This is a genomic window from Coleofasciculus sp. A1-SPW-01, from assembly GCF_040217205.1.
GTDB lineage: Bacteria > Cyanobacteriota > Cyanobacteriia > Cyanobacteriales > Coleofasciculaceae > Coleofasciculus > Coleofasciculus chthonoplastes_A.
Genome location: NZ_JAVJNP010000186.1, coordinates 1 through 14409 on the forward strand (window position 1 = coordinate 1; position 14409 = coordinate 14409).

The 14409-nt window shown below is 44.3% G+C and carries 15 protein-coding genes and 2 pseudogenes; 1 reads left to right on the forward strand and 16 read right to left on the reverse strand.

The genetic code is table 11. The annotated features are described in order from the left end of the window. From RH949_RS27330 to RH949_RS27375, 10 genes and pseudogenes are all read right to left on the reverse strand, one after another. The coding region (locus RH949_RS27330) for a PD-(D/E)XK nuclease family transposase (protein WP_446357624.1) at window positions 1-140 on the reverse strand (140 nt) is incomplete at its 3' end. A gap of 148 nt (window positions 141-288) precedes the next feature. After that, window positions 289-1047, reverse strand: coding sequence for a Uma2 family endonuclease (locus tag RH949_RS27335; RefSeq protein WP_446357589.1), 759 nt, complete (start codon window positions 1045-1047; stop codon window positions 289-291). Between the two features lie 223 nt (window positions 1048-1270). Continuing rightward, the gene (locus RH949_RS27340; protein ID WP_446357591.1) at window positions 1271-1594 is read right to left on the reverse strand and encodes a type II toxin-antitoxin system RelE/ParE family toxin; all 324 of its coding nucleotides are present in this window, start codon (window positions 1592-1594) and stop codon (window positions 1271-1273) included. After that, window positions 1587-1859 (reverse strand): type II toxin-antitoxin system ParD family antitoxin, encoded by a 273-nt coding sequence (locus tag RH949_RS27345; RefSeq protein WP_006106662.1) that lies wholly within the window; start codon window positions 1857-1859, stop codon window positions 1587-1589. Before RH949_RS27345 ends, RH949_RS27340 begins: the two co-directional genes overlap by 8 nt. Window positions 1860-2403: 544 nt before the next feature. Beyond that, the gene (locus tag RH949_RS27350) at window positions 2404-2823 is read right to left on the reverse strand and encodes a PIN domain-containing protein (protein ID WP_446357593.1); all 420 of its coding nucleotides are present in this window, start codon (window positions 2821-2823) and stop codon (window positions 2404-2406) included. Then, the gene (locus RH949_RS27355; RefSeq protein WP_446357595.1) at window positions 2820-3218 is read right to left on the reverse strand and encodes a hypothetical protein; all 399 of its coding nucleotides are present in this window, start codon (window positions 3216-3218) and stop codon (window positions 2820-2822) included. The genes RH949_RS27350 and RH949_RS27355 overlap by 4 nt, the downstream gene beginning before the upstream one ends. A gap of 22 nt (window positions 3219-3240) precedes the next feature. Next, a complete protein-coding gene (locus RH949_RS27360) occupies window positions 3241-3822 on the reverse strand; it encodes a Uma2 family endonuclease (RefSeq protein ID WP_446357597.1) in 582 nt (193 codons plus the stop codon). Between the two features lie 219 nt (window positions 3823-4041). Then, window positions 4042-4740: a Uma2 family endonuclease gene (locus RH949_RS27365; RefSeq protein ID WP_446357599.1), complete on the reverse strand. Its 699-nt coding sequence runs from the start codon at window positions 4738-4740 to the stop codon at window positions 4042-4044. A gap of 239 nt (window positions 4741-4979) precedes the next feature. Beyond that, window positions 4980-5201: pseudogene (locus RH949_RS27370) on the reverse strand (PD-(D/E)XK nuclease family transposase); the annotation flags it as partial. A 399-nt stretch (window positions 5202-5600) separates the two neighbouring features. After that, window positions 5601-7787, reverse strand: a complete 2187-nt coding sequence (locus RH949_RS27375) for a recombinase family protein (RefSeq protein WP_446357601.1) — start codon at window positions 7785-7787, stop codon at window positions 5601-5603. Between the two features lie 230 nt (window positions 7788-8017). Here RH949_RS27375 and RH949_RS27380 point away from each other — a divergent pair, with 230 nt between their 5' ends. Further along, window positions 8018-9367: a proton extrusion protein PcxA gene (locus tag RH949_RS27380; protein ID WP_006099852.1), complete on the forward strand. Its 1350-nt coding sequence runs from the start codon at window positions 8018-8020 to the stop codon at window positions 9365-9367. 131 nt (window positions 9368-9498) lie between these two features. Here the strand turns inward: RH949_RS27380 and RH949_RS27385 are convergent, their stop codons facing one another. The 6 genes and pseudogenes from RH949_RS27385 to RH949_RS27410 form a co-directional block, all read right to left on the reverse strand. Beyond that, window positions 9499-9636 carry a hypothetical protein gene (locus RH949_RS27385; RefSeq protein WP_006099753.1) on the reverse strand — a complete coding sequence of 46 codons (138 nt, stop codon included), beginning with the start codon at window positions 9634-9636 and terminating at the stop codon, window positions 9499-9501. A gap of 21 nt (window positions 9637-9657) precedes the next feature. Continuing rightward, a complete protein-coding gene (locus RH949_RS27390; protein WP_006099909.1) occupies window positions 9658-9900 on the reverse strand; it encodes a hypothetical protein in 243 nt (80 codons plus the stop codon). Window positions 9901-10021: 121 nt separating this feature from the next. Continuing rightward, window positions 10022-10519, reverse strand: a pseudogene (locus RH949_RS27395) (AAA family ATPase); the annotation flags it as partial. 2 nt (window positions 10520-10521) lie between these two features. Then, window positions 10522-10860 carry a hypothetical protein gene (locus RH949_RS27400; RefSeq protein ID WP_006099959.1) on the reverse strand — a complete coding sequence of 113 codons (339 nt, stop codon included), beginning with the start codon at window positions 10858-10860 and terminating at the stop codon, window positions 10522-10524. A 77-nt stretch (window positions 10861-10937) separates the two neighbouring features. Further along, a complete protein-coding gene (locus RH949_RS27405) occupies window positions 10938-13307 on the reverse strand; it encodes a hybrid sensor histidine kinase/response regulator (protein WP_446357604.1) in 2370 nt (789 codons plus the stop codon). A gap of 215 nt (window positions 13308-13522) precedes the next feature. After that, a complete protein-coding gene (locus RH949_RS27410) occupies window positions 13523-14395 on the reverse strand; it encodes a sulfotransferase domain-containing protein (protein WP_446357606.1) in 873 nt (290 codons plus the stop codon). Window positions 14396-14409: the final 14 nt, after the last annotated feature.

Genomic DNA, 14409 nt, shown 5'->3' on the forward strand with positions numbered 1-14409 from the left:
TTAATAATTTCTAACTCGGTAATTGTGTGATGTCCACCGTATAGCAGAGCATTTAAGAAGCTAATTAGGATTTCTGGGTTTTGCTCAGAGCCAAATATTTTTTTAAAGGCAAAGTCGGTTTTTGGATTAATGAAAATCATAGTTATCCTCCCCCAATTAAACGTTTACCTAAAAAACAGGCTATCTGCTCTAAGCTCTACTCGCTTCGCGATCGCTTGAAACGTCTTTCTGTGTCATTTAACCGTGAGTTTACAGCAGAATGTGATTAAAGTGGTGTCATCTGTGTGATCACAAAGAATCTGGATCAACACCTAGCGATCGCAGTCTCTCTTCTAACAATTTTGCCCGTTGTCGCTCCCTTTGAGCCAATTGTTCAGCCTCTGTTACCCGTTGTCGCTCCCTTTGAGCCAGTTGTTCAGCTTCTGTTGTACGTTGTCTCTCATGAGCAATCTGCTCTTCTGGCGTTAATATCCTTTGTTCTTGCTCATCGTACCAATACAACCACTCTCGATTTATTCCCTGATAGCTACCTCTTTCTGCTCCTATCCCTAATCCAATTTCCGATAACCACACCGGATTACCAAACTGTAACTGATACTCCCCATCCACTAACTTATACACTTCCAATGGGGCTTTACGACGTCGCAGAGGATTGTACACCACATAGTAGAGTACCCCCATATCCCGATAAATTGTTTTCTTGCTGCTATATTCGCCGCGACGCTTGTTAGATACTACCTCAAGTACCAACATAGGTACAACCTGTTCTTCCCACAATACATAAGACAGCCGCAAGTCTTCGTCAATAAATCGTTGTACCCCCAGACTCAAAAACCCATCGGGTACAATAGCTGGCTTTTCTGGGTGATAATAAATTCCCATATCCACCCCAAAAAACCAATCCCAACGATTCTCCCACAACAGCGCCAGAACCGCTTTCAGCAATGAGGGAATTAAATCTTGCAGTTCATTATCCACTGGAGTATCGTCAGAATCAGGCAGATCTTCTGCAGAAGGTAAGCAATCTAATGGGTTGTACTCTAGCATGAGTTGGTCAGGGAGCAACAACTAATTTCATTTTATTTTATTCAATTCACACAGATTTCACGGATAACCATTAAAGATGCCTAGCCGGGACGCGCGATCGCTTGAAACATCTTTCTGTGTCAATCTGCGTCATTTAACCGTGAGTCAGCGGCAGAGTGTGATTCAATCGGTGTTTTATGTGTGATCACAAAGAATCTGGATCAACACCAAGCGATCGCAGTCCCTACTCGCCCAAATCTTGATCTAAAATAGTATCGATATCCCGCACTCCGTGAAGAACCCGCAAAATTTCGATATCAGTGTCTCTAGTACGATAGAAGATCAGATACTTTCTAAAGCCCTTAACAGCTTGCTGGCGAATATCAACTAAATCAGGATTGACACAATCCCTAATCTTACCCATTCTCGGCATTTTAGCCAATTGCCTAAATGTTTCTTCTGCTGCTAAGAGAAACTGCTCCGCCGCCTCTAGATTTTCCTGGGAAATATAGGTTGCCAACTCGATTAAATCACGGATAACCTGCGGACGTTTATAAACCTTACCCATTTCCCTCTAAACCTGTCCGTTGAGCCACCCTTTCTCGCACCACTCGTCGGATATCTTCCCAATCTTGCTCCGTCATTGGTGAAGCCAATCCCGAATTCAACCCTTCTAATAGTAAAGCCTCTAAACGCTCTTGAGCTTTGCGTTTTTGGTCTTGGCGAACCAACTCACGAAAATATTCACTAACTGTGCTATAACCGCCATTTGCCACCTGTTCTTCGATATAAAGGCGCATGGAATGAGGTAGAGAAATATTGATACTTTTCATGGGCGTTTTTCTGAGGTAGCTGCTGGAATTATGGCATAAATTGCCATTTGATGGCAACTTATGCCAAGAATGTCGATAGGATTTTTCAGGTAGCACAGGGCGAAACACTGATTTCACTTGATTTATCGAAACGGTAGGGGGAGATATGAGAGGTTAACCCCACGCTCTTTCACGCCAAAGGTGATGGAGGTGTGAGGACACAATTAACATGTCTATTCGATTGAGACAGAGATGAAACTTCTTTCTGTGTCAATCTGTGTCATTTAATCATGAATCGGTGGCAGAGTGTAATTCAATCGGTGTTTTATGTGTTACAACAAAGAGTCTAGAGCAACGCCTAGCGCTGACAATCTTTCCTCTAAGCTATTAGAGATACCAATAGGAAGCGCTAAAGCGCTCACTACGAACGGCGCGATCGCTCTTTCTGTGTCCTCGTCTGCCACCTTATCTATCGAGTCTATAGGCAGGCATACTTTCCCACGGTGAAAAGTATACCATGAATTAACAGGCGATCGCAGGTCAGCAGGAAAAAATTAACCAGGCTTTATAAATACCAATTTTCAATTGGCAAGTCATCAAAATTAGCATAATCAGATACATTATTAGTCACTAAAATTAACTGATTCACCTTAGCAATTGCCGCAATTTGACTATCTGCAAACGAGGGGGTTTTGCCCAGTTTAACCAAACGCGATCTCTCGTGGGCGTGCCATTCGGCGGCGGTTTCGTTGTAAGGTAAAAACGGTAATTTCGCTTTAACTTCTTCCTGAAGATACCGTTCCAACGCTTGACGCCTTCTTGATGGTGGCAATCGATTCAAACCGAATAACAGTTCGTGCCAGACTATCGTTGCTGTTGACATCTCTCCAGCATAACGGGATAAATTTGCCATAACCCTGGCATTAGGCTTTGGCTTCATCGGTTCAGATATTATATTACTATCTAGCAAAAATCGAAGCGTCACAAATTCACCTCGCGTCCAGGAGATTTATCGCGCACATCGCCAAAAATAGCATCAACATCAATATCTAGTTCAGCGATACTATACCTGAGCCTAAATTCCTCTAACTTGTCACCAAACTTGCCTTTATCCTGATTGATTGGAGTATCAATAATTTCAATTCTCACGACTTGACCTTCAGGAATATCCAGACGTTCTGAAAATTCTAACGTTTGACCGCGTTTAATCGCTGTGATTTGCATAATGGACTCTCCCGATTTGGAAAAATTATAACGGATACAGATAACCGAATTGAGACTCACTGGGAACCTAATTTTCCCCGTCATCAGCTCAATCCTACCCAATATCGCAACAATTGGGTCTTGGGTGCGATCGCTTAAAACGTCTTTCTGTGTCAATCTGTGTCATTCTTTCTAATTATTACTGCCCTTGAGAAATTGCTCGTCTGAATTCCCGAACCGCCTCCACCCTAGAAGTCATCAAAAGGCATCGCGTTAGCAAATCAATGTCCAGGTCTGGCAATACCTCAGAAGCGTAAATCCGTTCGTAACCGTCTACTCTGAGATGATGCAACGTAAATAAACCATCTTCCCAAAACCAGACTTCCGGTACTCCCAACTCCTGATAGCGTTTAAGTTTGGAAACAGTACCACTGGTAAAGACCACTTCAATCGACAAGTCGGGAGTTTTCTTTAAACTCCCAATATAATAGGACTCGTCAGCCTGTGCTGAAGCGACCCCTTCTTTTTCTTGAGTAAAGCTACCTGTGGGGTAAAATTCGATACCTTTTTCCACAAAGTAGTCAAACAGTAGCCCTGCAATTGTCCGACTGAAGAGTTCGTGGTCTTGTGAAACTGCCAAAATTTCTACCTCACCCTTGTAGTAGAACAGTCGTATTCCAGGGGAATTCTTGAATCCCTCTTGAATGAATCGAAATTGTTGCCAGTTGATTCCCAAGTGGGTAAACCGTTGGTCTGTAAATTTATCTAGTGTCTGTGTCATTGCGATCGCTCATGTCAATGTTCATGCTATTGTTTCTTTCTTGTCGTCTTTGTTGTAACAAAAGATCTGGTTCAACTCCTCGTGATTGCCCTCGCTCCTTTAACCGATTAGAAATGCCCAGCCAGGGTGTGCGATCGCTCTTAACCTCTTTCTGTGTCAAGAAAGCGTCATTTAATCGTGAGTCTACAGCAGAATGTGATTCAATCTGTATCATCTGTGTTACACCAAAGAATCTGGATCAACACCGAGCGATCGCAGTCTCTCCTCTAACAATTTTGCCCGTTGTCGCTCCTGTTGAGCAATTTGTCGCTCATGAGCAATCTGCTCTTCTGGCGTCAAGATTCTTCGTCCTTGCTCATCGTACCAGTACAACCACTCTCGATTTATTCCCTGATAGGTTCCCCGCTCTCTTCCTATCCCTAATCCGATTTCTGCTAACCACACCGGATTGCCAAACTGTAACTGATACTCCCCATCCACTAATTTATACACTTCCAATGGGGCTTTACGACGTCGCAGGGGATTGTAGACCACATAATAGAGTACCCCCATGTCCCGATAAATTTTTTTCTTGCTGCTATATTCCCCGCGACGCTTATGGGATACTACCTCCAGCACCAACATGGGTACAACCTGCTCTTCCCACACCACATAAGACAGGCGCAAGTCTTCATCAATAAACCGTTGTACTCCCACACTCAAAAACCCATCGGGTACAATCGCCGATTCTTTGGCGTGATAATATATCGCCATATCTACTCCAAAGAACCAATCCCAGCGCTTCTCCCACAACAGCGCTAGGACAGCTTTAAGTAATGAGGGAATCAAATCTTGAAGTTCATTATCCACTGGCGTATCGTCAGAATCGGGTAGTTCTTCTGCACAGGGTAAGCAATCGGATGGGTTGTACTCTAGCATGAGTCGTTCAGGGAGCGACAACTTATTTCATTGTATTTGATTAAATGAAGGATAGATAACCTGGGGGCGTTTGTCGGAATTAACAGGCGATCGCATTCACTAATGACAGTTTCTACCTCAACCGTCGCACCTCTTCTAAACTCAAGCCAGTGATTTGACTAATCGTCTGTTCATCTAAAACCCCAATCATTTTCCTCGCTATTTCTACTTTAGACTCCTGAATCCCCTGTTCTCGTCCCAACCGTTGTCTCATCAGTGAGTTTGGCTTTTACATCCAGAAACGTATCTTTAATTCCCTGAATCTTCGGCGCGAGATAAGGATTAATAATTTCTAACTCACTGATGCGGGGATATCCGCCGTAGAGGAGAGAATTCAGGAAACTAATGAGGATTTCTGGGTTTTGTTCAGAACCAAATATCTTTTTAAAGGCAAAGTCGGTTTTAGGATTAATAAAAATCATAGTTATCCTCCCCCAATTAAAAGTAGACCTAAAACACAGGCGATCGCATGGGCTTGCTGCATCCGTCAGGTGCATTTTAGAATGTAGGGAATGTAGGGGTTCCTCGCTGCACTATTGTTAGGGAAAATCATTTAAGCTGTTCGGTATTTAAACCTTAATGTCAATAATGGCGAAAGCCTTGTAGTGCGTTTAGCGAAGCCATGCCGCAGGCTTTGCATCTTGCTCGCTACTAATACCCAATTTAAATGCATGACAGCTTAATGTGATCGAAAAAGCCCGAATCTTTTGTTCACTCCTTAGAAACGATAAGGGACTTGCGACTTAATAATGTACCAAGGACGTTTGGCTGAGTTCATGAATCCAGCTTTCCTCACTGGTACTCTACTTTTACGCAGATCCCTAACTCACAACTGACTCAGCCGTTAACTCTATTGATGAATGAACTAAGTTTAACAACGGACCCGTTTGTTCTGTCCCATTGACAGCTAAATCACTATGGCACAAATACACTCGATCGCGAACTCGCCCTAACAAATCCTGTAAAATTCGCTGTAGGCGTTCCTCATCTGCTTGGATTTTATCGGCTTCTGTCCAAGGCTGTCCAAACCAATCCTTGAGAAATAAGGGGGCTGCAAATAACGTCGCTGCACCTCCCTGACTCCAAAGATGAGATCCCGCATCTAACCAAAAATGCCAACGATGATAGCCACGGGCGGCTCGATATTGGAAAATGGTGGCTAGGGTAACGGCTGAATTAGCCGTAGCGGGGAGGCGACGCACGGGAAAGGAATTGGCGGTAACGGTTCCCCGACGCAATAACTGAATAAATTGGGAAATTGTCGCCTGCGGCGGTGTTCCCCCTCTGGCTATTTCCTGATCAGTCGTATGGGCGGGGAGTTTCCGCAATCGTCCATCCACTTCCCAATAATGTTGGGCGGTTTCCATGAGTTCCCGCAAAGCGGAAATTTGATCGTAAGGTAGATTAGAGCCATTCCATAGGAATTTCTGAATAGCGCGATCAAGAATCACCACACAGGACGGAATTAGGCGATGTTGCTGCTGTTCTCGTTGCACCTCTAACCATTGCTGAATCTGGGTGTAAGCCGTTGTCGCCCGATGTCCTAAGCGATCCCAACGGGCAAAGGTTTCAACGGGTAATAAGTGGGGGGAGTCGGGATCAGGAGAGTAGCAGTAATCGGCGAGTAAACCCGCCCGCACCGGGTCAATATTGGGACTGGGGATGGGAGAGTCTGCTTCAGTTGTCGCCACGGGTTCGGGTGTACGACTCAGAACCACGAGCATTTCGGCGATCGCCTCTCGATCCACTAACCGCCCTAACCCTGGATAGACAAGGGTTAGCAGGGTTAATAAGGCTCGAATTAAGGGGGAACTAATCAGGGGGCGCTGTTCGTTCAACGGTTCGATGGGAATCCCCTGTTTGGAGAGAATATCGGTCAAAGTATACCGGGCGATCGCGTCTAATCCGGGTGCAATGATGGCAATATCCCCCGGTTCCACTTGTCCCGACTTCACGGCGTCTATAATTACCTCAGCGGTGCGGCGCAATAACTGGGCGCGAGATGTGGTTTGTAGCGATCGCAAAAATTCCGGCAAGTCTGACAATATCATGGGGTCGTTGAGCAGGTCTACCGCCATTGGCGATAACGCATCAGCTAAGGAATCATTCGGCTGTGACGGTAAGGATTCCACTTGACACCGAGAGGCTAATCCCGACAAATAATCCGGATCAGCATTTAAACCTAAGCGCACTTGACCCTGGGGATTATAGGTAAACGCCCCCACGATACCCTGATCTAAGAGTAGATCAAACAAATCCCGTGCGATCGCGGGATACTCATCCACATCATCTGCCAGTATCGCCCGATAACGCTGGGTTAAATACTGTTGATAGGTAGCATCGGGTAACATTTCCCGCCAATAGAGTTCACCCACCAGACTGTAGGTTAACAGTCCCTTATCCAGACACCACCCCCGCCAATCCAACAGCAGTTTACCAATTAATTCCCATTGATCCGGGGTGGCTTCTAGTTCCACCACTCCCTGTTCTAGCATCCTGGGAATCTCTTCAATCGGTGTCCCACTCAGGGCGGCTAACTGTAACAAATCTAACAGACGCCGCACCCGAACTGACTCATTAGTTCCCGGTATCGGAATTAATCCAGATTCGAGTTGGGGACGCCATAACTGCATGGCTAAATCCTGTTCGGTTTCGGGGCGCAGGCGCAGGGGAAATTGCGCCCTGAGATTTAACCGTTGGATTAAAAGGGGCCAAAATAGAATCACTTCGTCCTGAAAGAAGCCCAAGGGCGTCTGACAACGCACTGGATAACGCCCCTGTAACGTCGTCGTGAGGCGATCCGTCAACTCCCGACGATTATCCGCATTGGCTGCCAAAATTAACAGGGCTGGCGTCTGATAGCGATCGCGCCGCTTTTTGTGGACAATGGGAGAGGATAATGGACGCGATCGACCCCATCCCGCTTCTACCCATTGGCGAAACAGAGTCACCAGCCGAGTTGTTTTGCCCGTGCGAGTACCACCATTAATCCAAATCGAATTCATCATTCGTCATTTGTCATTCGTCATTCGTCATACTCGCTCCCTTGAGAAGCAAGCTACGTTTATGTAAGGGTTTGAGCTTTATTTACAGAACTTAATCTAGGTGGATTTATTGCCACCAACCTACTTAGACTTAATATCTGTTAACATACCACGTAAAGTAAACTATATTAATTCTGGCGATTGAGAGCCAGGAACGCTCCGGACTATTTTTTATTGAGATATTAGCCGTTTCGATGAAGCTACCCTCTATTTTACGTCTGGCTAACCAATGGTTCGCGGATACCCCCGAAAGAGCCTTAGATCAAGCTTACAAAGCCGCGTTAACGATTAAATCCATTGAAGATGAGCATTTCAATGGGCAGAAAATTTCGGCTCGCTCCGGTCAACATAGTGATAGTGTTATTTCCTATTTTGAGGCTGACTTAAAGAAATACTTAAATACGATTCGAGTTCGCTTACGGGAATTTAGAACCAGTCGGTCAGTTTTCCGGATTTCTGAGCCAAAAACAACGAATGGCTTGCTCGGTTCCAGAGATAATTTAGCCCGCTATGATCCCATCGAATTAACCGAAAAGCAAGCGATTATCATCGAAAAACTCAACTTTATTGATGAAATATTAAAACGATATTCAGAACCTGAGCCATCCTCCGTTTCCTTGATCCCGCTATCTGCCAATCAAGTGACTCAAGCCAACGGTAATCCCAGAACGACAGCCAATGCCAAAACCTTAGCCCAGTTGAAGCAGGCTAGCGTGAATCCCCAAAATGATGCATTAGAAACAGTATCGGATAAAACCGGGGTTGTACCTCGGTCAATTCTGCGAACCGTCAACCGACTACAGCGAGAACTTGATCCTAAAGCCGAAGAGGAAGTTGTCAAGAAGTTTCGCACGTCTCGCGACAAAACCTTAATTTCGATCAAGTTTATTCTTACGCTGATTATTGTTCCCATTTTAGCCCATCAGGTGGCTAAAACCTTTGTAGTTGGACCCATTGTTGACTCGTTTCGCTCAGAAAATGAGCCGGGTATTTTTTTAAATATTGACATGAAGGAAGAAGCCTTCACCGAACTCCAGCGGTTTGAAGAGGAACTGCACTTTAAAAGCTTATTGGGAATGGCACCAAAGTTATCCTCGGAAGAAATGGAAGAACGGCTGAGAGAAAAAGCCACAGAGCTAGCTGAAGATTATCAGTATCGCAGTTCTGATGCAATTAAGAATATTTTTTCCGACTTAATTTCTCTCGCTTTTTTTGCTGGAGTGATTGTTACTAGCAAAGCGGATTTTGTGGTTTTAAAATCGTTTATTGATGATATTGTATACGGACTCAGTGATAGCGCCAAAGCCTTTATCATTATTTTGTTTACCGATATGTTTGTTGGATTCCACTCTCCCCACGGTTGGGAAGTGATTCTGGCGGCAATTTCGCGACATTTCGGGATTCCCGAAAATCATGATTTTATCTTTTTGTTTATTGCTACGTTTCCGGTTATTCTGGATTCGGTAATTAAATATTGGATCTTCCGTTATCTGAACCGGATTTCACCGTCAGCGGTGGCAACTTACCGCAATATGAATGAGTGATGTGGTCATTCGTCATTTGTCATACTCGCTTCGCGAGGAGCAAGCTACGTCATTTGTCCTCTGTAGAGTTCTGCCTTATTGTACTAGCTCAAATAAAATGAGGCGATCACCCTCTCCAAAATACATCACGTTTATTCTGATAGGGTTACCACAAATTCTTCAGGTAACATTACGGGAACTGGCGATGCCACAAAATCAGCTATATTGCGTGTCAGGATAATGTCCAAACCGGCGGCAAGTGCAGCTTCACTTGTTACCGCATCTGACATCACTATCAAATAATACCCGTTTCACTGGTATTTTGTCTCCAGATAATCAATATAGGACTCTTTGGCATCCTCTGGACTTAGCTGAACAACACCCAGTAAACGTTGAGTCCAAGGATCAAGATCCGTCATTGATGTTGCACTTAAGCTAGGAGACATGAGTGATAGCATTTCTTTTTGAATTGAAGCCAACAGAGACTGAACTAAACGCCAGCGATCGCTGATAGGTAATTGTAAGGCTTGGTTTTGCAATTTTTGCAATGTCATTGAATCTGTTTTTAAATAACTGGACTTTTTAAATTATAGCAGTAGACACATCGATTAGGACTTTCGGCACCATTGTAGAGACTATAATGCAACGTCTCTACATAAATAATGATGTGTCCTATAATGCTGGGGAATCGAGCCGTTTAAAGTGCGACTCTTTACCCTGTCGATTTACTACAATGACATCTTCAGGCTCAAAGTTATCCAAAAAAGAACTAGATTGGGTGCTGATGAGAATTTGGGTATGATACGAAGCCTTACCAAATATCGCCGATTAAACGGATTGTTTTGACAATACGCTGATAGGTTTCTTCAGCAAAAAAAACGTATCCCCTGCGGCATGGAATAAACGCAGGGTATAGGTATCCATTCCATTATCAACCTCAAACTCTATTTGCGGTGTTATCTTGGGTCCAAAGTGCAACAGAGATTGAGCGCGTCCCGATGTGGCGATGTACTGTTGAAGTCGTCCTGCCATCATCTCATTGAGCAGCTTAAAAAACGAAACCAGGTTGCTTTTACCTGCTCCGTTGGCTCCAATCAAGACATTTAAGGGGCGCAACTCCAGATCCATCGTTTTAATGGACTTGAAGCCGTTGAGAATGATTCGTTGCAGCATAATTATTCTTCTGCTTTTTCCACAGAAGGGGGTATTTGACTAGACACTTCATAAAAAGTTGTCGTGGGGGGCTTGACAAATAAATGAGACATCTTCTCCAAAATCTGTTGGTAAGCCTCATTTTGATTGTCCTCCATATCTTCGATATGATCCCAAAAGATAACGGCAATCCCTTTATCCGTTCCCGGTTCTCGCAGCATGTATGCCCCTTGGAATCCGTGAGTGTAGGTCGAGATGGCTTCTTCATAAAGCTGTTGAGCTTCTTCAAATTTACCGGGCTTAAATTCTCCGATCGCGACATACGCATACTTGTGTTTGAGGAAATCTAGAAATTCGCTCATGCTTACACTCCTTATTGATTAAGTCAACAACCAAGTATAAATGACCAAGGACATAAGACCAAGGACATAAGACCACTTCATATTGCCATCAATGTGGCAACTTTGTGCAGAAGTTGGGCAGGTTCTATGGGTTTGGGTAAGTAATCGTCAACGAGGGCGGTGAGATCGTGCTGTTCATCGGCTGAGAGTGAGGATGTGAGCAAAGCCAATACTTTAATGTGTGCTGTTGTCGTTTTATGGTGGAGATAATAGCTGATCTCATATCCGTCCATTGCCGATAACTGCCAATCCAGAATCACGGCATGGGGTTGCAGCAGTTCAATTTGCCTCACAGCCGTTGAACTTTCGATTAGCCAAACTAGATGATAACCCGCCGCCGTGAGAATTTCACAGATGGCTGTCGCACTAGCTTCGTTATTTTCGATTAAAACGATACTCCCTGGTATCGAAGATCCCTTTTCCGAGGAGGCGGGTGATTTGGTTCCTCCTGGAACAACGGATTGGATCGGCACGCAAACGGTAAAGATAGACCCTTTTCCCACAGTGGATTCAACTTCAATTGTACCGCCATGGAGTTCGACCAATTGTTGAGTCAGGGCTAGCCCTAAACCTGTACCTTCGTAGGTACGCTGATAAGTTTTCTCTAACTGCTGAAACTTTTGAAACATTAGGGGAATTTGTTCTTGGGGAATGCCAATCCCCGTGTCTTCGATTTGAAACACTGCTCGATTCTGTTCTCGCCACCCCCTTAAGGTGACCTGACCACCAGCCGGGGTAAATTTTATCGCATTTCCCAATAAGTTAAACAGAATTTGCCGGAGTCGGCGTGGATCAGCCTGAAAGCGATCCTTGGGGGTAGGGACTTGCCAATCGAGGATTAATTCGACTTGACCACTGCTGGCTTTTTCTTTTAGGGATCGTAAGGTTTGCTGGGCAAGATACCGCAGGGAAAATTCGTTGATATTTAAAACAGCTTTTCCCGCCTCTAATTGGGAAAAATCAAGAATATCGTTAATTAGTGCCAGTAAGTGTTCCCCATTCTCTTGGATGGTTTGTAAATAACGCCGTTGTTTCTCAATGGATACAGTTTTGCTACCTCCCTCCCCCAATGACCAACGCAATAATGTTGCTGATAGTCCAATCACACAAGTCAGGGGTGTCCGCAACTCATGACTCATCGCCGCCAGAAATTCACTTTTGGCATGGTTCGCGGCTTGTGTCGCTTGCAGTGCATCTCGAAGTTCCTGGGTGCGCTCAATCACTCGCTGTTCGAGGCTACTTTTTTGCTGGTGCAGTTGGGCATACAATTGAGCCTGGTAAATGGCAACTGCCAGGTGTTCGGCAATTTGCTTGAGAAACAGTTTTTCACTTTCTTGCCAGTGTCGGGGTGCAAAACATTGGTGGGCAATTAGTAATCCCCAGAGGCGATTTTGAACAATAATCGGTGCGACTAACTTAGCTTTGACTTGGGTTTGTCGCAGCAGTTGGAGTAAACAGGGAGAATCGCTGTAGGCGACTTCAATATCATCAATCACCCCAGTAAATCCTTGGTGATATTTGCTGCGACAGTTGGAAACATAGAGAGCGCAGTCCTTTTCCTCTCGCCAATTGAGAACTGAACGAATTTCATTAGAACGGCGGGCTTCATAAGTAACACACCCCTCATCCTGTTGTGAGAGAGGTGATGAAGTTAAAAACTGGGCGTTCTCGAATTCATCAGTGACATCTGTGGAATTGTCAACCTCAATTTTATCGCCTTCACTCCTCAGGTTAACCAAATCGCCGTCAAATTGATAGATTAATAATCGATCAACGTTCAAAAAATGGCGCACCTCATCGACAGCCGTGGAGAGGATAACGGGTAATTCTAGACTTTGACGGATGTGAGTGGTAACCTGGTGAACCAGCCGTTCCTGCTCAACCTGTTGGCGTAGCGCTGCTTCAATGGGTTGACCCACCTCACAGTAAGGATGGATAGATTCGTTGCTGATGGGATTAGCGGTGAGTATGTCCATCAACAACAGGGTAAATTCACTCTGGATGGCTGCTTGGTTCGCTTGTGGATAGGTTTGGACAAGCTTGAAGACATGCAGAATCTGAGGTTGGCGGGTGAACCGTTGAGTGAACCCGTCGAGAAAACCTGCGATCGCGTCTGATTCAAAGGTTAACCCAACTTGATATAGACTGGAATGGGAATTTGCTTCCGCTTCCCCCTGTGACTCAATCGGAGTCGCGATTAGCAAGGCGCGGAACCCTGGAGATACCAGCAGCGTAAATCGTTGCACCTGTTGATCTAGACCCACAGATACAATGGGCAAGTCCTGCGATCGCAAGAGTACAGCTTCCCTACCAATTTTTCCCTGCATCTGCTGCAATAACTCTTGCAGCCGCTCGAACATTGCCAATGGCAAGGTTCGGCTAAATCTTGGATTTCCCAATATCGCCATGAGTTTGGTCTAGTTTAAGCAAGTGACAATGCTTCACCCCTGATTCGGTGTAAGCGGAGCCTCTATTCGATGCTATCCAAGATATAGCGATTTATTTATAACATCTTTATTAAAATTTCTAGCCTTTTATGCTCTATCCATCATGGTATCATTTTGTAAAGAGTATAAGCGTTTGTCGGCAGGTATCATGTTTACATCTCTTTGCGATCGCTTACCTACTGGAGCCAGATCGAAAGATCCCTTTGGAGTAAATCTTGTAGCTTCAAGATGTCTTCTCGGTACACCTCAATTAGCTGCTGACGTATTTCATGAGGCAGTTTCGGCGGTTGCTCTAAGTTTTTGTTTCGTAGATCTACGTAGATCTTGTAAATCTTATTTGACCATCGTTGAGAAATAATTTGGGATAAAATATGGTACATTGGCTTGACTTTATTTATGAACGTATCTATCTTTTTATTTCTAGGTATACCTCCTTTATTCGCAGAACCAAACGACTTATTAATGGTAAACGTTGAATCAATTTCTAGAAACTTAAACAGGTCTTCCATTAAAACATCTGGATTATTCTTTAAATCTTGGAACAAACCTAACTTTATCTGGTTTTCGGAAAATAGACTGTAGTATCGTTGTAAATGGCTATAGTAAAATCCTCCTCTTATCAAACCCGATCGTTTTTTAACAATGCTATGAAAATTATTAAGTATTTCCTGATGCGTATAACTGGACAACTTTCTCTTACCAAGCATTAATAGCATAATATACAAGGAATAAGTTCTATAAGCTGGATCACGCAAGATGGCAATTAGCTTAGCGTTGGGAATGTGGCATTGTATACGTTCAGCAGCCTTAGTATGAGTCAGATAGCTCGTCGAGGCTTCACCAATGGCTATTTCATCAGAGGCTCCTTGAAACAAAGCTTGATAATCCTCTAAAGTAGGGATAGGATAGTCCTTTGTCCCATTTTTCGAGAAAAAGTGTGGCTCTTTCCGAGGACTCATATAAACTTGAGGATGTTGTTTGAGATATTGATAAACTGTTGTCGTTCCCGATTTCGCCGCACCGATAACTAAAACGTTAGGTAATGTCATACAATACACTCTCA

Bases quoted from the DNA above. Each gene is read 5' to 3' on its own strand.
- RH949_RS27410 (WP_446357606.1), bottom strand. From the start codon at position 14,395: ATGACATTACCTAACGTTTTAGTTATCGGTGCGGCGAAATCGGGAACG.
- RH949_RS27405 (WP_446357604.1), bottom strand. From the start codon at position 13,307: ATGGCGATATTGGGAAATCCAAGATTTAGCCGAACCTTGCCATTGGCA.
- RH949_RS27390 (WP_006099909.1), bottom strand. From the start codon at position 9,900: ATGACATTGCAAAAATTGCAAAACCAAGCCTTACAATTACCTATCAGC.
- RH949_RS27345 (WP_006106662.1), bottom strand. From the start codon at position 1,859: ATGAAAAGTATCAATATTTCTCTACCTCATTCCATGCGCCTTTATATC.
- RH949_RS27340 (WP_446357591.1), bottom strand. From the start codon at position 1,594: ATGGGTAAGGTTTATAAACGTCCGCAGGTTATCCGTGATTTAATCGAG.
- RH949_RS27360 (WP_446357597.1), bottom strand. From the start codon at position 3,822: ATGACACAGACACTAGATAAATTTACAGACCAACGGTTTACCCACTTG.
- RH949_RS27380 (WP_006099852.1), top strand. From the start codon at position 8,018: ATGAAGCTACCCTCTATTTTACGTCTGGCTAACCAATGGTTCGCGGAT.
- RH949_RS27335 (WP_446357589.1), bottom strand. From the start codon at position 1,047: ATGCTAGAGTACAACCCATTAGATTGCTTACCTTCTGCAGAAGATCTG.
- RH949_RS27385 (WP_006099753.1), bottom strand. From the start codon at position 9,636: ATGTCAGATGCGGTAACAAGTGAAGCTGCACTTGCCGCCGGTTTGGAC.
- RH949_RS27365 (WP_446357599.1), bottom strand. From the start codon at position 4,740: ATGCTAGAGTACAACCCATCCGATTGCTTACCCTGTGCAGAAGAACTA.
- RH949_RS27375 (WP_446357601.1), bottom strand. From the start codon at position 7,787: ATGATGAATTCGATTTGGATTAATGGTGGTACTCGCACGGGCAAAACA.
- RH949_RS27400 (WP_006099959.1), bottom strand. From the start codon at position 10,860: ATGAGCGAATTTCTAGATTTCCTCAAACACAAGTATGCGTATGTCGCG.